The organism is Rhizobium sp. Root708, assembly GCF_001429725.1.
In the GTDB taxonomy this organism is placed as follows: domain Bacteria; phylum Pseudomonadota; class Alphaproteobacteria; order Rhizobiales; family Rhizobiaceae; genus Rhizobium.
The window spans coordinates 49,498-70,853 of record NZ_LMHV01000002.1 but is presented as its reverse complement, the minus strand read 5'-3'; the positions used below and the strand labels follow the sequence as shown (position 1 = coordinate 70,853).

The following is a 21,356-nucleotide window of genomic DNA, read 5'->3' as shown; positions in this document are numbered from 1 at the left end:
CAGAGGTTTCATGCCGAACATCTTGGCCAGGTTATCGTCTGCCGTCGTCTTTCTTATCCTCGCAGCTTTTCCCGGGAGTTCTGGCGCCTACGCTGATGAACCTCGTCCGTCGCTTGTGGATATTGGCGGCGTCAAGCTCAACAGCATTTTGATCAAGGCTGGTCGGAGGGCCGACCTGCCGCCCATCGTTTTTATCCATGGCGCCAGCGCCAGTCTTTACGACCCGATGTTTTCGTTTCGAACAAAATTGGAGGGCAGGGCTGACCTCTTGTTTGTCGATCGCCCCGGCCATGGAGCGTCCGATGCGGGCAACCCACCGATGATCCTGCCTGACGGGCAGGCAGATGCCATCGCGCAGCTTATGAAAAAGCGTGGCATCGGCAAGGCGATCATTGTCGGACATTCCTTTGGCGGAGCCATCGCAGCAGCACTTGCCCTTCGGCATCCGGAAAAAGTGGCAGGCTTGGTTTTACTGTCGCCTGCGGTCTACCCGTGGGAGGGAGGTGTCGCATGGTATTACGATGCCGCCACTGTTCCCGTTACCGGTCCGCTATTCAGCGCACTCATCGTCCCGCCCGTCGGACTCTTGGCTATTGATCGCTCCACAAACGCGGTGTTCTGGCCTAACCACCGACCTGCAAACTATGTCCGAGAGACAAGGGCTGTTCAGGCTCTGCGTCCGGCTGCTTTCTGGCACAACGCGATGGAGGTAAAAGCTCTGAGTAGCTGGGCCAAAACGGCCAGCCTCAAATATAGCCGGATCAAGGCACCGACCGTTATCATCACCGGCGATGCCGACAAGATCGTCTCCCCGGCCGTGCACGCACAGCGCTTGGCGCGCGATATTTCAAGAGCAAAGTTGGTGGTGGTTCACAATCTCGGTCACAAGTCCGATTACGTCGCCAGCGATCTTGCGATAGAAGCCATTAAAAGGGTCGCCGGTCAAAAGGCGAATCTGGCAGCGGTCCAGAAAACGACCGAGCAACGGATAGCAGGCGATGGCAAACGTTGACGTCTGGCGTAAGACGTTGTCGGATTGGCTCATCTCTGTTTGCGGCACTGCCGCTCCGCTGCAGATTGTTTTGCCGAAGCCGTTCCTGGGTATCACTCCAGCCTAGGTGCCGGATGCCACCAGTGTTCCAAGTCTGAATTGCACGCGCGGCAGCATTTTTCGTTTAAGGATAATCTAATATATTGATCTAGCTTGTCTTTTGAGATCAATACAGTTCTGTTACATCGGTCGGTAATGTTCTTCTCGTAGTCTCGCGGATATCAACGAGGCTTTTCTCATGACCGGCATCCAGATCCGCCTGGCGGAAATTATTGAGGCTCTGAGCAAGGCTCTCGACATGACTGAGGGGCAGCCCGAAGGTCACTGTATTCGATGCTGTTACATCGGAACGCATATCGGCCGCGAGATCGGGCTGAACGAGGAACAACTTCGCGATCTCTACTACACCCTTCTGTTGAAGGATCTCGGCTGCAGCAGCAATGCCGCTCGCATCTGTGAACTCTATCTCGCTGATGATCTCAGTTTCAAGCGCGATTTCAAGCTCGTCGATGGCAGCCTTAGCCAGGTGCTACGTTTCGTGATCGGACATACCGGCATGCAGGCAAGGCTTGCCGAGCGGTTTCGCGGTATTCTCAACATTCTTCAGAATGGCGGCACGTTTGCGACCGAGCTGATCCAGACGCGATGCCAGCGTGGCGCCGAAATCGCCAGACAGATGCGTTTCTCCGAAAGCGTTGCACAGGGCATTCTTGGTCTAGACGAACACTGGAATGGCGGAGGCAAGCCGAACGGCATCGCAGGGGAAGAACTGCCGCTATTTTCACGCATCGCATTGCTAGCTCAGGTGATTGATATTTTTCATGTGAGCGGCGGACGGGATAGCGCCTTGCAGGAGATCACCAAGCGTAAAGGCGAGTGGTTTGATCCTGACCTTGTCGAAACCTTTGTGCAGATTTCTGCGCGCTCAGGCTTTTGGGACGTATTGGGTTCGCCAGATCTCGAGGCAATCGTTCTTGAATCGGAACCCGGTCAGCAAGCGATCATGGCGGATGAGGATTACCTTGATGACATCGCTGCGGGCTTCGCCAAAGTCATCGACGCCAAAAGCCCTTATACATCAGGCCATAGTGATCGCGTGGCCTTGTTCTCGGACCTGATAGCAGAGGAAATGGGTGTCGATTTCGACGGGCGACGGTTGTTGAAACGCGCAGCTCTGCTTCATGACATTGGAAAGCTCGGAATCAGCAACAGCGTGCTCGACAAGCCTGGAAAGCTGGATGAGGAGGAATGGGGGCAGATGAAGCGCCATTCAGAGTTTTCAGAGCAAATACTATCGACAATCGGTGCCTTTCAAAGTGCGGCCATTATTGGCGGAGCACACCATGAGAGACTGGACGGTAAAGGCTATCCTCGAGGACTGGAGGCGCAGGATATTTCCATGGACGTACGGATTGTTTCGACAGCAGACGTCTTCGATGCTCTGACCGCCGATCGCCCCTATCGTGCGGCGATGTCGATCGAAACGGCCCTGGCCATTTTGCGGGAAGGCGCGGGCACCGCACACGACCCCATCTGCATAGCGGCACTTGAGCGAGCATTGGCCAGAACACCGTTGCAGCAGGTGGCATGACGATACTGATCCGCTGATCCAACAAGTTGGTGCGGAGGCGGCGCAATCGGGCAATGGTAACGTTTTCTCCGTAGCGATCGACAAACAATCCGCCGCATAAATGATCTTCTCGGTGTCGAATAGCCGGGCCGTGGTCGACTTCATCAGCACGACACAGGGGCAACGCCTTGATGTTCTGCAAGTTGACAGTCAGCGCGCAGAGGTCAATCCTCCATTCGGGAGAGGCCGTGCTATCGGCCTGTGGGATTGCCGATGGACCGCAAGCTTGCCGCCATCCTCGCAGCCGATGTCGTGGGATATTCCGCGATGATGGAGCGTGACGAGACAGGAACTCATGAATGCTTGCAAACGAGCTTGCGAGAAATGTTCGAGCCTATCATCTCCAAGTATCATGGAGTCATTTTCAAGCTGATGGGCGATGGCCTGCTGGCGGAATTCATTTCTGTCGGCCAGGCTGTCGAATGTGCGGTAACCCTTCAGCAGACCCTGGCCGAACGCAACGGCGATTTACCCCAGGAACGCGCTCTGCGCGTTCGGATGGGCGTCAACCTCGGCGAGGTCATCGTGGAAGGGCCGGACCGGTTTGGCGAGGGCGTCAATATCGCCGCGCGTCTCGAGCAGCTCGCTGAACCTGGCGGAATTTGGGTATCAGCGAAGGTCGCAAAAGAGGTCGAGAAGACGCTCGCCTTGAGATTCGAGGCGATGGGAGCCCAGAAGGTCAAGAACATATCCGAGCGGGTGGACTGTTATCGGGTGAGAATGGATGGCCAACCGTCAAGGCGGTCGTCGCGCAAACTGCGGATGCTCCTATGGTGGTTCTGGCAGGCCTGTCTGTAATGATGGTGGCCAGCGGCCTGGTCTTTTGGGCGGTCCCTTTGTCTGGCCTGAGAATCCCCGCTATCACGTCTTCCGTGTCAGACCGGGTGGGCGTGCCGATCATCGCAGTTCTGCCATTCCAGAATATGAGCGGCGATCCCAAGCTCGACTACTTCAGCGACGGAATGACGAACGATCTGATTTCAATGCTCACAGGCGTGTCCGAGCTCAAGGTGATGTCGGGAAGCGCCACATACGCCTATAAGGACAAGAAGACGGACGTCCGCCAGGTCGGTCGCGATCTGGATGTTGCCTATGTCATCGAGGGTGGTATCTGGAAGGACGCAGACAGGCTTCGCATCACCGCCCAGCTTACCGACGCCCAGACCGGTGAGCACGTCTGGGCGGAAAAGCTCGACAAGATGGGAACCGATCCGCTCGCGCTCCAGGATCAGATTGTCGAGCGTATCGTCGCCACCCTCGGCGGCCAGCGCGGCAAGATGTATGAAAGCGAATACAGGAAGGTCTGGGAGAAGGACACGCCGAAGCTCGCCGAGTACGACTACTTCCTGCGCTCGAACTTCTATTTTCAGCAGTACAACCCCCAGAGCTTGGTCAAGGCAAGGGAGATCATAGAAGAGGGCCTCAAGAGGTTCCCGGATTCCGCACTGTTGATGTTTGGCCTTGCTTGGGACAACGTGCTGGCCGCTAACTACGGCTATGACCAAACTCCCGAGGAGCATTGGCGACAGGCGTCGGAGATACTCAACGAGACCTTAGCTCGCCCCAGTCTCGGGCCGGACGCGAAAAAGAGCGGTCTTTGGTCCTTTAGCTATGTGAACGCCCATGAGGGTAACTTCGACAAGTCACTCCAAAGCGCCAAGGAGGTGATGGCGCTTTCACCCGGCGACGCCTTCCTGATCGGTGATCTTTCCAGTGCCTACAGATGGCACGGCCTCGCCGACAAAGCGATCGAGCTGGCGGATTTCGCGCTAAGAAGCGACCCAAACAACGCGCCTTACTATCTGAGCATGAAGGCGTTTGTGCTCACGGATGAGGAGCACTACGCCGAGTCAGCGAAGCTTATAGAGGGCACTGCGGACTTCTTCGTCGGCGTTCCACTGCTGCGGGCGATCAACTTCGTCAATCTTGGCAAGCCCGATGATGCGCACAAGGAAATCGTCAAGGTGCTTGCGCAACAGCCCTGGTACACGGCGGCCCGATGGAGGGACATGACCTTCAATATCGAGCCCGCAGTGATCGATCGGCAGGTCTTGGCCCTGATCAAGGCTGGCCTTCCCGAAAAATAATGGGAGGACTCGGGCATGCCGCGACTGACCTTGCAGACACCAGCCATCCAGCGCTCGTCGGTGTGGCTTTCACAGGTCGGCCCGGCGTGCGAGAAACGGTACATATGCGCCGGGCGGCTAGGGTGACGTCCGCTTCGGGCCGCAAAGCCGCCAAAGAGGGGGAAGGCAGGTTCAGATGCTTCGAAATCCGTTCTTACGAAACGCTTGACCCCGTGGCCTTGCGGGGGTTCAAATCCCTTGGAAAGATCGCTGGCTGCGGCGCATTCGCTTACCGCAGCCAGACGCAAGACCTATCAAGGATAGGCTGTCGCTCCATCGGGTTTGCGGGTGATCTTCCGCTCCCAGTGAATGTAATCCTCTGTCTGCAGCGCCTTTTCATCGATCTCCAGGCCCCAGCCGGGGCGATCCGGGCGCAGTTCCATATGGCCGTCGACCGGCATGTAGGGGTCAGCTGCCCAGGGAGCGTGCACGTGCGGCTTGAACTCCAGCACCTTGAAGTTCGGCTGGGCCGCGCAGAAGTGGATGTTCACTGCGGTTGCCAGCGGGCCCATCGGATTATGCGGCGCGACTGTTACATAATGCGCCTCGGCGATGGCAGCGATGCGTCGCATTTCGCTGACGCCACCGACCACGCAGATATCGGGCTGGATGATGTCGGCGCCGCGAGCCGACAGTAGCGCCAGGAACTCGAAGCGCGAATAGAGCGATTCACCGGTTGCCAGGGGAACGGTCACCTTCGACTTCAGCTCCGTCCATGCCGGGATGTGTTCCGGCCGGATCGGCTCTTCGTAGAAATACGGGTCATTCGGCGCGATGGCGGCGGCAAGCTGGACGGCCTGATAGGGTTCGAAGATCTTCGCATGGGCGTCGAAGGCGTAGTCGAAGTGCGATGGCGTGATCTCGCGGATCTTGCCGAACCAGTCACCCGTCTCCTTGACGAGTTCGCCCCAGCGACCGGAATGAAGATCGCGGCGATAGGGGCTGAGCTTGAAGGCAGTATAGCCGTACTTTTCGTTCAGCTCCAGCGACTGGTCGCGCGCGGCTTCCGGGGCGGGTGCGGTGTAGACGCCGCAATAGACCTTGACGCGATCGCGAACATTGCCGCCGAGCAGCATGTACACTGGCAGACCGGCGGCCTTGCCGGCAATGTCCCAGAGCGCGTGATCAATCGCCGAAATTGCCGCAAGCCCGAGCGCGCCCGGCGGAAAGCGGCATTGCTGGTTGAGCTTGAGCACGAGGAACTCCACGCGGCGCGGATCCTCGCCCTCGATCTGATGGAAGAGGTAGTCGAGAAGCGGCGGCAGCGCCCAGTCCGGGCCGTGGTTGTAGCACTCGCCCCAGCCGGAAATGCCTTCGCTGGTTTCGATCTTGAGAAGCAGGCGAGGGCGATCGTCCACGCGCTGCATGTAGGTCTTGATGCCTGTGATGTGCATGGGATCTTCCTCAGGCCGCGCGGCTTTTCTCGGCGACATTGTCGACGATGGCGCGAAGGTCCGCGCGTTCTGCTTCGGTCAGGCTCTCGACGCCGGGCACGCGCACGGGGCCAACTTCGGTTCCGAGCATGCCGAGCGCTTCCTTGACGACGGTGACATTGGCGCCGTTGAGGTATTTGGTACGCAGCGCCTCGAAGCCAGCGATATCGTCGATGAGCGCGCGGGCGCTCGAGTAGTCACCGGTCTCCAACGACTGGTGGATGGCGTGCGAGCGCTCGGGAAAGACGTTGACGAGGCCGGAGGTGAAGCCACGGGCACCCATGGCGTAGAAGGCCGGCGCCCAGCCCTCCGCAAGGCCGCAGACCCAGATCGCCGGCGCATCCCTGGTGGCGCGTATCACTTCTGCGAGCAGCATGAGATTACCCGATGCGAACTTGATGCCGGCGATATTCGGGTGCAGTGCCAGCTTACGGAAATCGGCGACGGCGAACGTGTCGCTGCGCACATAAGCGATGACGGGAACGGTGCTGGCGTCTGCAAGCTCCAGGAAGTAGCGCGCCTGGTAGCTCGGGCCGGCGAACGGGTCCATCGGATGATGGCCCATGATCGCGTCGGCTCCTTCGGCGATGGCATCGCGGGCAAGCGCCTTGGCTTCGGTCAGCGAACGACCCACAGCTGCGCTCACCAGCGATTTGCCGCCGGCGGCCTTGATCGTCGCGGCATGGACCGCGCGCACTTCGTCCATGGTCAGGGTGAAGAATTCACCGGTGTTGCCGGCGGCCATCAGATTGTGGACCCGCGCATTAGCGAGGCGGGTGATCAGGGCCGAGAGCTTGGCGATATCGACGCTGCCATCCGCCTTGTAGGGGGTCACGGGCACGCCCGATATGCCCGTCAGGGCCTTGCGGATCTTTTCCATTGCCTCGGTCACGTCAGATGTCCTCCTTCTTCTTGAACACGATGTTGAGGTAGGTTTCTCCGGAACGGACGACATGGTCGCGCATGACGCGTTCGGCCTTGTCGCTGTCGCTGGATATGATGGCGGCGGCGATCGCGGCATGTTCGGCCAGCGCCTTGCCGCGCTCGAGCGGATCGGAATGGATGACGCGGCGGATGCTGCCGTCGTAGAACTGCTGTCGTTCGATCATGCGCGAGAGATACTGGCATCGCGAGGCGATGTGGATCTGCTCGTGAAACGTCTCGTTCAGCGAAATCAGGTCGTCGGCGACACCGTCCTCGGTCGCCTTGCGCATCAGATTGACGACCTCTTCGAGCTCGCCGGCCTCAGCCTTTTCGATGCGTTTGGCGGCGAGGTGGGCGATCATCGATTCCAGCGCAGCGCGCGCCAGGATCATCTCCTCGGCCCAGCCTGCGTTGAAACGGATCAATACGCCGCGGCGCGGCAGCGTCTCGACCAACCCTTCGGTCTCGAGCTGACGCAGGGCTTCCTTGATGGGGGTCGTGCTGACGCCAAGCTGTTCGGCCAGCTGGCGTTCGTTGACGCGCTCATCAGGCGCGAAGCGGCCGGAGAGAATCGCTGTCCGCAGCGTCTTGTGCACATGGTCGCGCAATGTCGTTAAAAACCGCGGGTCGATCTTTTCGATGCGGTCTGCGCCAGGCTGCGTCGATGCCTCTTTTTGCATGTCCCGAAAATTCCCCTGTTGACCGCAAAATCGTTTTGTGAGATCTGATATACCAGATTTCAGATCGATGTCGATATGAAAATTCGCGTTCGGAGCGAGGTCCGGCGCACCAGGGAGGAGATAGGACGATGAAAAGACGCAGTTTTCTGATGGCATCGGCTATGGTGGTATCGACGCTGGCCATGCCGCTCGCAGTGCAGGCGGCAACGCCCAAGGACCAGCTGGTGATCGCCACCAACATGTCCTCGATGCGCGGCCTCGATCCGAACGAGCTCAACCAGCTGGAATCGGCGGAGATCGTCGCCAACCTTTATGAGCGACTGATCGTGCTGTCCGCCGATGACATTACCAAGCCGCAGCCGGGCATCGCCGAAAGCTGGACAGTATCCGACGACGGCAAGACCTTCACCTTCAAGATCCGCTCCGGCGTGACCTTTCATTCCGGCAACGCGCTGACCGCCAAGGATGTCGAGTGGTCACTGCGCCGCCTGGTAAAGCTCGGCCTGGCGCCCTCGGTCGATCTTCGCCAGTGGGGGGTCACCGACAAGAATGTCGATGACCTCATCAAGGCAACTGATGACGCGACCGTCGTGCTGCAGACCCCCGAGGTCTGGAACCCGAACCTGATCCTCTTCTCGCTCGCCAGCTTCTCGACCTCGATACTGGATAGCCAGCTGCTCGCCAAGAACGAGAAGAACGGCGATATGGGTCGCGAGTTCCTGCAAACCAACGATGCCGGATCCGGCCCCTATTCGCTCAGAACATGGCGCGTCAATGACCTTTTGATCGCCGAGGCCTTCAAGGATTACTGGCAGGGTGCGCCGAAGATGCGCCGGGTGATCCTCCGCCATATGCCGGAATCGTCGGGCCAGCGTCTCCAGCTGGAAGCCGGCGACGTCGACGTCGCGACGCGTCTTTCCTCTACCGATCTGGCTGCGATCGAGGCCGGCGGCAAAGCCGATATCCAGAAGACGCCGGGCTTCGGCTTCTACTATCTGGCGCTCAACCAGAAGGACGAGATCCTCTCCAAACCGAAGGTTCGCGAGGCATTCCGCTATCTCGTCGATTATGACGGTCTCGCCAACACCGTCATGAAATATTACGGCATCAAGCAGCAGACCATCATTCCTGGCGGTCTGCCCGGTGCCAGCACTGACAATCCCTACAAGCTCGATATCGACAAGGCCAAGCAGTTGCTGGCGGAAGCCGGTTATCCTGACGGGTTCTCCAAGGTCTATTACGCGACTCCCGTGACGCCGGAATACGAAGTTGCCCAGTCGCTGCAGGCGAACGCGGCCAAGGCCGGCATCAAGCTCGACCTGCAGGGTGGCGATCACATCGGCAAGTTCCGCAACCGCGAATTCGAGATCTTCTCGGCGCGCACCGGCGAACGCCTGCCCGACCCACATGCGGTTCTGGCGTCCTATGCCACGAACCCGAACAATGCCGACGATGCGAAACTCTCCGGCCTGATCGCCTGGCGCTCCGCCTGGGAGGTTCCGAAGGACATCCAGGACATGGTGACTGCGGCCGCGCACGAGACCGACCAGCAGAAGCGCGCCGATCTCTACGCCAAGATCAACAAGGCCTACCTGGACGCTTCGCCCGCCTTGATCACCTCCTTCCAGCGCACGGACGCGAAGGCGGTGAGAAAAGAAGTCAAAGGCTATGTCGGCCATTCGACCTGGCTCACCCGTTGGGACACCGTCTCGAAGGGCGAATAAGTCGTTGCTGTCGAGGAGAATGACGTGAGTATCTCACAGACATCTGGAAACGCGTCGGCAGGCGCACGTGCGGCGCTTGGCGCGTTGCGCAAGGTGACGGCATCCTTTGCCGTCATCCTGACAACACTGCTCGGCCTGCTCGTGATCACCTTCGTTGTCGGCCGCATGGTTCCCGCCGATCCGGTTATCGCTGTGATCGGCGACCAGGCCGATCACGAGACTTACGAGCGCGTCTACAAGGAAATGGGGCTCGATCAGCCGCTCTATGTGCAGTTCGGAACCTATCTCGGCAATGTGGCGCATCTGGATTTCGGCCAGTCGCATGTGACGAAGAACCCCGTCGCCAGCGATCTCGCTCGCGTCTTCCCGGCAACGCTGGAGCTCGCCACGCTGGCAACGATCATCGGCGCGGGTTTCGGTATCCCGCTCGGCATCATCTCGGCTGTCCGCAAGGGCACTTGGGTCGATCACCTCGCACGTGTCGTCGGCCTGCTCGGCCACTCGACGCCGATCTTCTGGCTAGGCACGATCGTCATCCTCGTCTTCTACGCGAAGTTTGGCATCATACCCGGCAGCGGCCGCCTCGACGTCTACAATGAAGGGCTGGTCGAAGGGCCGACCAATTCCATGCTCGTCGACGCGATCCTTGCCGGCGAGTGGGGGGTCTTCCGGGATGCCCTGCTGCATGTCGCGGCTCCCGCGCTGATCCTCGGCTATGCCGCGATGGCCTATCTAAGCCGCATGAGCCGAAGCTTCATGCTCGAGCAGCTGCGGCAGGAATATGTGCTGACCGCCAAGGCCAAGGGTCTGGGTCAGCGGGCTATCGTCTGGCGCCACGCGTTTCGCAACATCCGCGTGCAGCTGCTCACGATCGTGGCCTTGGCGTATTGCGGTCTGCTCGACGGCACGGTGCTGATTGAGACGGTTTTCGCGTGGCCCGGCCTTGGCCAGTATCTCACCTCGGCGCTGTTCTTCGCCGACATGAACGCGGTGCTCGGCAGCGTGCTCCTCATCGGCATCATCTCGATTGCCATCAACCTCTTGTCGGACCTGACCTATCGGTTCCTCGACCCGCGTACCCGGTGACATCATGGCGACACGTTATTTCAACGATCTGCACAATTGGCTGATCAACGAGGAGTTCTCCTCGACACGTCAGGCGCGGCTCCACAAGGCCTATGTCCTGTGGCTGAACCTCATCGCCAATCCATTGGCATTCGCCGGCTTCGTTGTCGTGCTGCTACTGGTTTTGATCGCGACTTTCGCGCCGCTGCTCGCCAATCATGATCCGATCGCCCAGGATCTGACGATGGCGCTGAAGCCGCCATCGTCGCTCAATTGGTTCGGCACCGACGAATTCGGCCGGGACGTCTATTCGCGCCTCGTCTACGGTGCCCGCACGACGCTCTATATCAGCATCCTCGTCACGGTCATCGTCGCGCCCATCGGCTTTGCGATCGGCGCAACCGCCGGCTATCTCGGCGGCTGGGTAGACGTCGTCCTGATGCGCATCACCGATATTTTCCTGTCGTTTCCAAGCCTCGTGCTCGCTCTCGCTTTTTCCGCAGCCCTTGGTCCAGGGATCGAGAATGCCGTCATCGCCATCGCGCTCACCGTCTGGCCACCGATCGCGCGCTTGGCGCGTGCCGAAACGCTGACGTTCCGTGCCGCCGATTTCGTCGTTGCAGCGGAGCTGCAGGGCGCGGGAATGGGACGAATCCTGTTCCGCCACATCGTGCCGCTCTGCGCACCATCGATCATCATCCGCCTGACGCTCAACATGTCGAGCGTCATCCTGACGGCCGCCGGTCTTGGCTTCCTCGGGCTCGGCGCACAGCCGCCGATGCCGGAGTGGGGCGCCATGGCGGCCTCCGGTCGCCAATATCTCCTCGATGCCTGGTGGCTGACGACGGTTCCCGGCATCGCCATTCTCCTGGTCAGTCTCGCCTTCAACCTGCTTGGCGACGGACTGCGCGACATCATGGATCCCCGCAATGCCTGAACAGTCAAAACCGATCCTCTCGGTCAAGAACATGTCGGTGCAGTTTCCGACGCTGTCCGGCGTGGTGAACGCCGTCAAGAATGTGAGCTTCGATGTCGGCCGCGAGAAGGTGGGCATCATCGGCGAATCCGGCTCCGGCAAGAGCACGACGGGACGTGCGATCATGCGGCTGCAGCCGAGCACCGCTCGCGTGGTTGCCGATGAGTTGCGCTTCGAGGACGTCGATCTCCTGGCCGCCAGCGAGGCCGACATGCGCGCGATCCGCGGCAGCCGGATCTCGATGATCCTGCAGGACCCGAAATATTCGCTCAATCCTGTCATGACCGTCGGCGAGCAGATCGCCGAAACCGTCATTCTGCATGAGCGTCTTGGCAAGAAGGCGGCGCGCGAGCGTACGCTCGCCATGCTGGAAAGGGTGAATATCCGCGACCCGCACCGCGTCTTCAATCTCTACCCGCACGAGGTCTCGGGCGGCATGGGCCAGCGTATCATGATCTCGATGATGCTGATCTCGTCGCCCTCACTGATCATCGCCGACGAGCCGACCTCCGCACTCGACGTCACCGTGCGTCAGCAGGTGCTGTCGATCCTCGACGACTTGATCACAGAGCGCGACATCGGCCTGGTCTTCATTTCGCACGACCTCAACCTCGTGAAGAGCTTCTGCGACCGCGTCGTCATCATGTATGCGGGCCGGATCGTGGAAACGATCGAAGCCGCCAGGCTCGACGAAGCAACCCATCCCTATACACGCGGTCTTCTCGAGGCGCTGCCAAGTCTCGATCATCCTCGAGACCGTCTGGAAGTGCTGAAGCGTCAGGCAAGCTGGGCGGAGGCGTGACATGTCCATCATATCGGTAAACGATCTCGCCGTGTCTTTCGGCAACGGCAACGACTTCAAGCAGGTCGTCAAAAGCGTGGCCTTCGAGGTCGCGTCCGGCGAGACATTCGGCCTTGTTGGCGAAAGCGGATGCGGCAAGTCGACGGTGCTCGGCGCGCTGGCGGGACGCATCAAGGAATGGAGCGGTTCTGTTTCGATCGATGGCGACGTGGTCGGTCCGAAGCGTTCCCGCGCGCAACTCGCAAAGCAGCAGATGGTGTTCCAGGATCCGTTCGGCTCCCTGCATCCGCGCCACACGATCGGGCGCACGCTGCTGGAGCCTCTCGAAATCCATGGGCTGGATCGCAGGCAGGAGCGTGTCGAGCAGGTGCTGCGCGACGTCGGCCTGCCGCCCGGCTTCCGGCATCGCTTCCCGCACCAGCTCTCCGGCGGCCAGCGGCAGCGCGTGGCAATTGCCCGTGCGCTCATCCTTGAGCCGAAAATCCTCTTGCTCGATGAGCCGACATCGGCACTCGACGTTTCGATCCAGGCGGAAATCCTTAATCTTCTGAAGGATTTGCGCGAACGTTCTAAACTAACTTATATCCTGGTTAGTCACGACATGGCTGTTATCGCGCATCTCTGCAGCCGTGTGGCGGTCATGCAGGATGGCGTTTTCGTCGAGATCGCAACGCGCCAGCAGCTTTTAGAGGGCAGCGTCCAGCATCCCTACACAAGAACCCTCCTTGATGGGAGTAGGGGGTATGTTCCCAATCCGAGTGATATGAGCTCATCCTGAGCCACACCGTTCTCCATCGCAGAGCCCAACTGCCATGCTGGTCAGATGGCAGAGCGTGCTTGATATCTTTTTCAGCGTTGTCGAGAAGGCGATTGGTGGCTTCGGCCATGATTTGCATCGTCAACAATACACAATTCGGGTTGACGGGCGTGGCAGCGTTCCCGAATCCTCAGGGATTAAGGCCCGCACAGCGGGCGGTATTCAGGACATGGTTTTCCATTTCCTGGCGGGCGCGAACGGAGTCGTTGTCACGTAGTGCCGAAATGATCCGCCGGTGTTCGGCGATGGAGGCTTTCATGCGGGCGGGCTCGGTAATCGGGATCGGCTGGCGCTGCGTCTCGGTCAATTGTTCGCGGACCACCTGGTACAGCGCGCGCATCATCGCGTTGCTGCAGGCGGACGCGATGATCGCGTGGAATTCGAGGTCGGCCTCCACATTCGCGAGCAGATCCTGTTTCGCCCAGCAATCCTCCATCTGCTTGGTCGCCGCTTCCATCGCCTGCAGCTGGTTGCCGGTGAGGCGGCCGGCGGCCAGCGCCGCGATATTGCCTTCAAGCATCATGCGGGTCTGGAAAACATCGAAAACCGAGTAGCTGTCGGAGTAGCGCCATGGCGCCATGCCGCTGTTGGCGGCGCTGCCGCGCTCGGCGACGAAGGTTCCCCGGCCGGCTTCCGTTTTGATGAGGCCGAGCGTTTCAAGCGTCAGCAGCGCCTCGCGTAGCGATGCACGGCTGATACCGAGCTTGGTCGAAAACTCGCGCTGGGACGGAATCTTCTCGCCTGCGGCGAGCTCTCCGCTCTGGATCATGTCTTGTATCAGGCGTGCCGCCGATTGCGGTACCAATGTCCTGTTGAGCATTCTTTCCGTTCTCTCGGCATGTCGGGTGATGCCACCCGGATTGTCCCAGCATTTAAATCCATCAGTCGCTTGCAAATGACAATAGACCGTGGTTGATTTGGCCTGGCTGGTCAGACCGGTTAGACCAATAGCAAAAATGCGCAGCACAAAACAAGGGGAACCTAAAATGCGTCGTTTTTCGATTCTGAAGACTGTCATGCTCTCCGGCGTCCTGGCGCTCGCAGGGGCAGCCGCCCATGCCGCCGATCTCAGCGTGGGCGCCAACATCGGTAACGTCCCGTGGGAATTTCAGGACGAGTCAGGCAAGACGGTCGGATTCGAGGTCGATCTCGTCACCGAGATCGCCAAGCGCCTCAACAAGTCGGTGGAGTTTGTCAACATTCCGTTCAACGGGCTGTTCTCGGCCGTTCAGTCGGGCCGCATCAACATGGCGGTTTCGTCGATCACCATCACCGAGAAGCGCCTGGAGTCCGTCAGCTTTGCCCAACCTTATTACGACAGCGACCAGTCACTGACCGTCATGGCCGCGAGCGGCATCAAGGACCTGAAGGGCATGAGTGGCAAGGTCGTCGGTGTCGATACGGGCTCGACGGGTGACATGTGGGCAACCAACAACACCGCCAAATACAGCCTCGGCGTGATCCGCCGCTTCGAGGGCCTGCAGCCGGCGATGCTCGATCTCGCAGCCGGCCGTATCGACGGCTATATCAGCGACATCCCGGCGCTCCAGTACTACGTCAAGGACAAGCCGGAGATCAAAGTCGTTGAGCGCATTCCGACTGGCGAGAAGTATTCAATCATGTTCAACAAGGGTGATCCGCTGGCCAAGCAGGTCAACGACGTGATCACGACGCTGAAGGGCGAGGGCTTCATTGCCAAGCTGCATGAAACCTGGTTCGGCGCCAAGGCCGAGGACACGACCTCGACCGTGAAGGTCGCGGATATGCCTGCGGCAAAATAAGGCCGGATGGTCAAGGATACGGATGACGGGTTTGCCCGTCATCCGCCCCGAAACGACTGATCGGTTTCTCAATGGATATTTTCACGACCTTCTTCAATCTGGCGGTGCTGGAGCGATCCTTTCCGCTGCTGCTGTCCGGCTTGTGGATCACGCTCGAGCTTGGCGTGGTCAGCATTATCGGCGGCCTTATCGGCGGTCTGATCCTGGCATTGCTGCGCCTTTACGGGCATCCCGTGATCCAGGCTCTCGCCAAGATCTATATCGACATCTTCCGCTCGATCCCGCTGCTCGTTCTCTTGATCGTCATCTATTATGCCCTGCCATTCGTCGGCATCCGGCTCTCGCCCTTCGTCTCGGCGGTCAGCGCGCTGACACTGGTGTCGACGGCTTACACGGCCGAGATATTTCGCGCCGGTATCGAGGCGATCCCACGCGGGCAATTCGAGGCATCGGAGGCGCTTGGCCTTTCCTACCGGCATATGATGGCCGAGATCATCCTGCCGCAGGCGATCAAGATCGTCATTCCGCCACTCACAAACAACTGCATCAATGTCATGAAAGATACGGCGCTCGCCTCCGTGGTGGCGATGCCCGACCTTCTCAAGCAGGCAACCCAGGCCCAGGCGCTGACGGCCAATCCGTCACCGCTCATCGGCGCCGCCGTCATCTATATCGCCTTCCTCTGGCCGATGGTCATCATCGTCGCCCGCCTCGAAAAACGCTTTAGCGCAGGGAGGCGCAGATGAAAACCATCGTCAACATCCAGAAACTTGACAAATCCTATGGCGACTTCCAGGTGCTGCACGGCATCGACCTGTCGATTGCCGAAGGCGAGGTGGTCTGTGTCATTGGGCCCTCTGGCTCGGGCAAATCCACCCTGATCCGCTGCATCAATCACCTCGAAAGTTTCTCCAGCGAAAGCCGTATCGAGGTCGACGGCATCAAGGTCGAGCGCGGCAGAAACCTGGCTCAAGTGCGGGCAGAGGTCGGCATGGTGTTCCAGTCGTTCAATCTGTTCCCGCATCTGAGCGTCCTGAAGAACATCATGATCGCGCCGATGCGTGTGCGCGGGACGCCGCCCGAGGAAGCGGCCCGCAAGGCGAGGGAACTGCTTGCCCGCGTCGGTATCACCGAACAGGCAGACAAATATCCCGAGCAGCTGTCTGGTGGCCAGCAGCAGCGCGTGGCGATTGCCCGGGCGCTCGCGATGGAGCCCCGCGTGCTGCTCTTCGATGAGCCGACGTCGGCGCTCGATCCGGAAATGGTCGGCGAGGTTCTCGACGTCATGCGCAAGCTTGCCGGCACCGGCGTGACGATGATCGTCGTCACGCATGAGATGGGCTTTGCCCGCCAGGTCGCCGACCGCGTGATCTTCATGGATGGCGGCCGCATCGTCGAGGCCGGCACGCCGGCCGAGATTTTCGATAATCCGCGCGAGGAACGCACGAGAAGCTTCCTGCGCGCAGTTCTCAATCACTGACAAGAAAAGACAAGGTTCCGGAGGACCACCATGGAAGCGCAACCCCAACTCGACATCGATTTCGTCCGGAGCCAGTTTCCCGGCCTCGATCATGGCTGGGTGTTTTTCGACAATGCCGGCGGCTCGCAGATCTTGAAGCGTGCCGTCGAGCGGATAAACACGTTCCTCTACGACAAGAACGTCCAGATCGGCGGCAGCTATGATGTATCGCAGCAGGCTGCCAAGGCTTTGATGGATAGCCGCATCGCCGCCATGCACCTCGTCAATGCCTCGCGCCCCGAAGAAATCGTCTTCGGCAGCTCGACGACCGTGCTTCTGCAGAACCTGGCGCGTTCGATGCGCAGCCAGCTTTCGGCGGGTGACGAGATCATCGTGACGATCTCCGATCACGAGTCGAATATCGGTCCCTGGGACGGACTGCGGGACATGGGCGTCGTCATCAAATTCTGGCCGCTCGACACGACGACCTACGAACTCGACATTTCCGAGCTCACGCCGCTGCTGACGGAGAAGACGAAGCTCGTCTGCGTCACACATGTTTCCAACATTTTGGGCGCCATCAACCCGATCGCCGAAATCGCCGAGGTCGTTCACGCACATGGGGCTCGCATTTGCGTTGATGCCGTCGCCTATGCTCCGCACCGCGCCGTCGATGTTCAGGCCATGGACGTCGACTACTACGTCTTCAGTTTCTACAAGACCTTTGGCCCGCATTACGCGATGATGTACGGAAAATACGAGCATCTGCTGGAACTCGATCCGCTCTACCACTTCTTCTATGGCCGCGACAAAGTGCCTGGCAAGCTGGAGCCGGGCAATCCGAACTACGAGCTCGCCTACGCGGTCACCGGGATTGTCGACTACCTTTGCGAGCTTGGCACGAAAGCGGGTTCGAAAGGCTCGCCGCGCGAGCTGATCCTCGCCGCCTTCGAAGCGATCACCATACAGGAAAACGCGCTGACCGAGCGTCTGCTGTCGTACCTGCGCAGCCGCAACGATTGCCGCATCATCGGCGAAACCGCCAACCGCAACGGGCGGCGCATTCCAACCATCAGCTTTGTTTTCGAAGGCCGGAATTCGGAAGATATCTGCAAGGCGATGGACGCCTACAAAATCGCGATCCGCTTCGGCGACTTTCATGCGCGCCGCCTCGGCGACCATGTCGGCCTGCCGCAATATAACGGCGCCGTGCGCGTCTCCATGGTTCACTACAACACCATCGGTGAGGTCGACCGGCTGATCGCCGCGCTCGATGACATACTCGCCGACCATAAGAGGGGCGCTGCCTGAATGTATTTCGACACGATCATCAAGAACGGCACCGTCGTCACTGCCTGCGATACGTTTCAAAGCGATGTCGGCATTCGCGGCGGGAAAATCGCGGCACTTGCAGCCTCTCTTGATAGCGCCGACGAGATCATCGATGCCTCAGGGCTCTATGTCATGCCGGGCGGGATCGACAGCCATGTCCATCTCGCGCAGCCGTCCGGCGACGGCATCGTTATGGCCGACGACTTTGCGAGCGGCACGCTCTCGGCCGCTTTCGGTGGCAACACCACGGTTCTGACCTTCTGTATGCAGGAGAGGGGCACCACGCTGCGCGAATCGCTGAAGGCCTACCATGCGAAAGCCGAAGGCGAGTGCTATATCGACGTCTCGTTTCATCTGGTCGTGACCGATCCGACATCCTACGTGCTTGGTCAGGAACTCCCGGCGCTGGTCGAGGATGGATACACATCGATCAAGGTCTTCATGACCTATGAAAACCTTCGCCTACGGGACGACCAGATCCTCGACACGCTTGATAGCGCCAGACAGTCTGGTGCGCTCGTCATGGTTCACTGCGAGAACGAAGATGCGATCCGATATCTCATCGGAAAGCACGAAAGGAATGGTGAGCTCGCGCCGAAATTCCATGCGCTGAGCCGGCCGGCCGCCGCCGAGCGCGAGGCGACGCATCGCGCCCTTTCGCTCGCCGAAATCGTTGGCACACCGATCGTCATCGTCCATGTCTCGAACCGGCAGGCGATGGAAGAAATCGAGCGGGCCCGCAAGCGTGGCAGCAAGGTGGCGGGCGAAACCTGCCCGCAATATCTGCTTCTGACCGCCGATGATCTCGATGCCGCCGAACTGGAAGGCGCGAAATTCGTCTGCTCGCCGCCGCCGCGCGACAAGGAAAGTCAGGAAGCCTGTTGGGAAGGGCTACAGAGCGGAACATTCGAGCTCTTTTCCTCCGACCACTGCCCGTTCCGCTATGATGATGACAGCGGCAAGCTGAACGAGAAAGGCAAACGCCATTTCCGCTGGATCCCGAACGGTATTCCAGGCGTCGAAACGCGGCTCCCAATCCTGTTTTCCGAAGGCGTCAGCAAAGGTCGTATCGACATCAACCGCTTCGTCGCGCTGTCATCAACGAACCATGCCAAGCAATACGGTCTCTACCCGCAGAAGGGCACAATCGCGATCGGCTCCGACGCCGATATCACGCTCTGGGATCCCCATAAGCAAGTGACGATAACCAACGATATCCTGCATCATGGGGCCGACTATACGCCTTATCACGGACTGGAAGTTGTCGGGTGGCCAGTCCTGACGATGCTCCGTGGCAGGTCGATCATCCGCGAAGGCGCGGTGCAGGGCACTTTAGGGCAGGGCCAGTACCTGCGAAGAACTCGGATTTGATCAGTTCTAGCTGCTTAGAAGGAGGGTGTTCTCCGACGCATCGCGGCGGTCCAAATTTGCGGTGCTCCAGCGCCGCCTGAGCAACCCAAATCCCTGTTGTCGATGTTCACGTTCCTGCCGCTGCTTGTCGATCTCAATGCAGGTCCGGTCTGGTTGCCGCTCCTCGTTCTGGGCGCGATACGAAAGCTGATCGGCGTGTTCTCGTTGAGTGGCGTCGCTCTGGCGGTAACGTCACGCACGTCTGGCTGCTACAGAGGCTTGGCCGCCGCCCGCCGACGGCGGCTTTCGGCCCGATGCGGTACTCGGTCAACCATCAGTAGATACGGTGACGGACTTCCATGCCTCGATTTCGTCCTGCAAGCGCTCAATTCTGGCTGAAACAAGTTCGAGGGCATCGCTTCCGAGCAAGAGCTGCGGCGGCGGAGTGTCGGAGGCGATCAGCGTCAGCACGGCGGCTGCTAGCTTGGAGGGATCACCGAGTTGCTTGCCGCTCTTTTCCTGGCGCGCCTGGCGGATAGGATCGAACAAGAGATCGTAGTCGTCGATTGACCTAACGCTCCGAACCATCGAACGGCCCGCCCAATCCGTCCGAAAAGAACCGGGGCATAGCGTCGTCACATGCACGCCGAACGGTGCCATCTCGGAACGCATGACCTCTGATATCCCCTGCAGGGCGAACTTGCTGCCGCAGTAGTAGGCAATGCCTGGCATGGTAACTATTCCGCCCATCGAGGTCACGTTGACGATGTAACCGCGACGTCTCGATCTGAATCGGGGCAAAAACGCCTTGGCGACGGCGACGGCACCGAACACGTTGACGTCGAACTGCCGTCGCATTTCCTCGAGCGGTGCTTCCTCAAGCACGCCCTCATGGCCATATCCGGCGTTGTTGATAAGAACATCCACCGGGCCATGCTCACGTTCCGCGTTTTCCACGACCTCAGGAATTCGGTCAAATTCGGTGACATCGCAATGCGCGGCCTTGGCTGTCGGCAGCAGCTTGGCGAGTTTTTCTCTCGCGGCTTCGGAGCGGACAGTCCCTATGACAGCATGCCCATCAGCGATTGCCGTCGTCGCAATGGCGAGGCCGAAGCCAGAATTGGCGCCCGTTATGAAGAACGTTTTCTTGGACATATTGTTTTCTCTCATTGTTGATTGAGAGGTTGACTGATAGTCTAGATTGACGTGGTGATCGACGTTAATTCATTTAAAAAGCTTGCCAATTCCTATGATAGTGCGATGTGAGCAATCACGACGGCGCGAGCTGGTGGAGCTGGGAGGGGCGCTCGCGCCTCGCCAGGGCTACAACTTGGCCGGGCTTGATAGTGTCAGACTCCTCAGGTCCGAAGCGGTTCTGAATAACGTGCCCGTCCTTTACCAGCCTGGCGTGGTCTTTGTGCTCCAAGGCAGGAAGAAAGGCGTGCTCGAGAGTGAGGTCTACGTCTATGATGAAGATCATTATCTGGCGGTGGCGGTGCCTGTTCCTTTCCGCATGGAATCGGTAGCCAGCCCCGAGAAGCCGCTACTGGCGATCTACGTCGACTTCGATATGACGCTCACGGCCGAAATCGTTGCCGCGCTGGAAAACTGGCAGCTGGAAACAGCGACGATGGCGAAGAGCCTCGTTTCCAGCAGAATGGAACCTGAGATCGAGGATACGATTCTGCGCTTGTTGAAGGCGCTCGCCAGCCCCGTCGAGACGGCGGTGCTCGGGAAAAGCATCCTACGGGAGCTGCACTACCGAATACTCGTTGGTCCGCAGGGGTCTGCACTGGTCGCCGCGTTGCGGCAAAAAGGAATGGCGGGGCGCATAGTCCAGAGCCTCGCCCGCCTGAGCGACAGTTTCTGCTCCGATGTTTCAATCGCGGCTCTAGCCAGCGAGGCCGGTATGAGTGTTCCGTCCTACCATGCGCACTTCAAGGCGCTGACTGGAAGCAGTCCCATACAATATGTCAAAGCCATGCGCCTTCATCAGGCGAGGCTATTGATGGCGCGACAGAAGAGCACCATTGCGGAAATCGCGCTTTCGGTTGGCTATGTTAGTCCCGCTCAGTTCAGCCGTGACTTCAAACGCCATTTCGGCAGGACTGCTTCGGAAGAGGTCAAATGGGTCCGGCAACATCTCGGAGAGCTTGTTTCGGACCAGTGACGCCACGTCTGCTGTTCCCGCCAAGCCGCCAAAGAG

Annotated in this window: 20 protein-coding genes; 15 read left to right on the top strand and 5 right to left on the bottom strand. The window is 59.6% G+C overall.

Annotated features, from left to right (window positions below; genetic code table 11):
- Nucleotides 1-10 precede the first annotated feature (10 nt).
- The 4 genes from ASE04_RS02570 (at nucleotide 11) to ASE04_RS02555 (ending at nucleotide 4,768) form a co-directional block, all read left to right on the top strand.
- Nucleotides 11-1,012 (top strand): alpha/beta fold hydrolase, encoded by a 1,002-nt coding sequence (locus ASE04_RS02570; protein WP_056811503.1) that lies wholly within the window; start codon nucleotides 11-13, stop codon nucleotides 1,010-1,012.
- A gap of 277 nt (nucleotides 1,013-1,289) precedes the next feature.
- Complete coding sequence (locus ASE04_RS02565; RefSeq protein WP_056811500.1) at nucleotides 1,290-2,642, top strand: HD-GYP domain-containing protein; 1,353 nt, start codon at nucleotides 1,290-1,292, stop codon at nucleotides 2,640-2,642.
- Nucleotides 2,643-2,894: 252 nt separating this feature from the next.
- Nucleotides 2,895-3,479, top strand: a complete 585-nt coding sequence (locus tag ASE04_RS02560; protein WP_056811497.1) for an adenylate/guanylate cyclase domain-containing protein — start codon at nucleotides 2,895-2,897, stop codon at nucleotides 3,477-3,479.
- Nucleotides 3,452-4,768, top strand: a complete 1,317-nt coding sequence (locus ASE04_RS02555) for a hypothetical protein (protein ID WP_156408683.1) — start codon at nucleotides 3,452-3,454, stop codon at nucleotides 4,766-4,768. Before ASE04_RS02560 ends, ASE04_RS02555 begins: the two co-directional genes overlap by 28 nt.
- Before the next feature lie 293 nt (nucleotides 4,769-5,061).
- Here ASE04_RS02555 and ASE04_RS02550 read toward each other — a convergent pair whose 3' ends face one another.
- The 3 genes from ASE04_RS02550 to ASE04_RS02540 are packed head-to-tail and all read right to left on the bottom strand — an operon-like array spanning nucleotide 5,062 to nucleotide 7,844.
- Entirely contained in the window at nucleotides 5,062-6,201 is a 1,140-nt protein-coding gene (locus ASE04_RS02550) for a mandelate racemase/muconate lactonizing enzyme family protein (RefSeq protein WP_056811490.1), read from the bottom strand.
- A 10-nt stretch (nucleotides 6,202-6,211) separates the two neighbouring features.
- Complete coding sequence (locus ASE04_RS02545; protein ID WP_056811837.1) at nucleotides 6,212-7,120, bottom strand: dihydrodipicolinate synthase family protein; 909 nt, start codon at nucleotides 7,118-7,120, stop codon at nucleotides 6,212-6,214.
- A 13-nt stretch (nucleotides 7,121-7,133) separates the two neighbouring features.
- The gene (locus ASE04_RS02540; RefSeq protein WP_056811486.1) at nucleotides 7,134-7,844 is read right to left on the bottom strand and encodes a GntR family transcriptional regulator; all 711 of its coding nucleotides are present in this window, start codon (nucleotides 7,842-7,844) and stop codon (nucleotides 7,134-7,136) included.
- Nucleotides 7,845-7,972: 128 nt separating this feature from the next.
- Here ASE04_RS02540 and ASE04_RS02535 point away from each other — a divergent pair, with 128 nt between their 5' ends.
- From ASE04_RS02535 to ASE04_RS02515, 5 genes are read left to right on the top strand one after another with little or no spacing between them, the layout of a single operon-like run.
- A complete protein-coding gene (locus ASE04_RS02535) occupies nucleotides 7,973-9,568 on the top strand; it encodes an ABC transporter substrate-binding protein (RefSeq protein WP_056811483.1) in 1,596 nt (531 codons plus the stop codon).
- A 24-nt stretch (nucleotides 9,569-9,592) separates the two neighbouring features.
- Nucleotides 9,593-10,654 (top strand): ABC transporter permease, encoded by a 1,062-nt coding sequence (locus ASE04_RS02530; RefSeq protein ID WP_056811480.1) that lies wholly within the window; start codon nucleotides 9,593-9,595, stop codon nucleotides 10,652-10,654.
- Nucleotides 10,655-10,658: 4 nt separating this feature from the next.
- Complete coding sequence (locus ASE04_RS02525; RefSeq protein WP_056811477.1) at nucleotides 10,659-11,570, top strand: ABC transporter permease; 912 nt, start codon at nucleotides 10,659-10,661, stop codon at nucleotides 11,568-11,570.
- On the top strand, nucleotides 11,563-12,411 hold the full coding sequence (locus ASE04_RS02520; RefSeq protein WP_056811473.1) for an ABC transporter ATP-binding protein: 849 nt from the start codon (nucleotides 11,563-11,565) through the stop codon (nucleotides 12,409-12,411). The genes ASE04_RS02525 and ASE04_RS02520 overlap by 8 nt, the downstream gene beginning before the upstream one ends.
- 1 nt (nucleotide 12,412) lies before the next feature.
- The gene (locus ASE04_RS02515; protein WP_056811469.1) at nucleotides 12,413-13,189 is read left to right on the top strand and encodes an ABC transporter ATP-binding protein; all 777 of its coding nucleotides are present in this window, start codon (nucleotides 12,413-12,415) and stop codon (nucleotides 13,187-13,189) included.
- Nucleotides 13,190-13,358: 169 nt separating this feature from the next.
- Here ASE04_RS02515 and ASE04_RS02510 read toward each other — a convergent pair whose 3' ends face one another.
- On the bottom strand, nucleotides 13,359-14,048 hold the full coding sequence (locus tag ASE04_RS02510; RefSeq protein ID WP_056811466.1) for a FadR/GntR family transcriptional regulator: 690 nt from the start codon (nucleotides 14,046-14,048) through the stop codon (nucleotides 13,359-13,361).
- 166 nt (nucleotides 14,049-14,214) lie between these two features.
- Here ASE04_RS02510 and ASE04_RS02505 point away from each other — a divergent pair, with 166 nt between their 5' ends.
- The 5 genes from ASE04_RS02505 (at nucleotide 14,215) to hydA (ending at nucleotide 19,171) form a co-directional block, all read left to right on the top strand.
- Nucleotides 14,215-15,009 (top strand): transporter substrate-binding domain-containing protein, encoded by a 795-nt coding sequence (locus ASE04_RS02505; RefSeq protein WP_056811462.1) that lies wholly within the window; start codon nucleotides 14,215-14,217, stop codon nucleotides 15,007-15,009.
- Nucleotides 15,010-15,080: 71 nt separating this feature from the next.
- Entirely contained in the window at nucleotides 15,081-15,755 is a 675-nt protein-coding gene (locus tag ASE04_RS02500) for an amino acid ABC transporter permease (RefSeq protein ID WP_056811458.1), read from the top strand.
- Complete coding sequence (locus tag ASE04_RS02495) at nucleotides 15,752-16,489, top strand: amino acid ABC transporter ATP-binding protein (RefSeq protein WP_056811456.1); 738 nt, start codon at nucleotides 15,752-15,754, stop codon at nucleotides 16,487-16,489. Before ASE04_RS02500 ends, ASE04_RS02495 begins: the two co-directional genes overlap by 4 nt.
- A 30-nt stretch (nucleotides 16,490-16,519) precedes the next feature.
- Nucleotides 16,520-17,779: a cysteine desulfurase-like protein gene (locus tag ASE04_RS02490; protein WP_056811453.1), complete on the top strand. Its 1,260-nt coding sequence runs from the start codon at nucleotides 16,520-16,522 to the stop codon at nucleotides 17,777-17,779.
- Nucleotides 17,780-19,171: a dihydropyrimidinase gene (gene hydA, locus ASE04_RS02485; protein ID WP_056811449.1), complete on the top strand. Its 1,392-nt coding sequence runs from the start codon at nucleotides 17,780-17,782 to the stop codon at nucleotides 19,169-19,171.
- Between the two features lie 306 nt (nucleotides 19,172-19,477).
- Here the strand turns inward: hydA and ASE04_RS02480 are convergent, their stop codons facing one another.
- Complete coding sequence (locus tag ASE04_RS02480) at nucleotides 19,478-20,305, bottom strand: oxidoreductase (RefSeq protein WP_056811446.1); 828 nt, start codon at nucleotides 20,303-20,305, stop codon at nucleotides 19,478-19,480.
- 94 nt (nucleotides 20,306-20,399) lie between these two features.
- On the opposite strand from ASE04_RS02480, the gene ASE04_RS02475 reads away from it, so the two are divergent.
- A complete protein-coding gene (locus ASE04_RS02475) occupies nucleotides 20,400-21,320 on the top strand; it encodes an AraC family transcriptional regulator (RefSeq protein WP_056811442.1) in 921 nt (306 codons plus the stop codon).
- The last annotated feature ends 36 nt before the right edge of the window (nucleotides 21,321-21,356 follow it).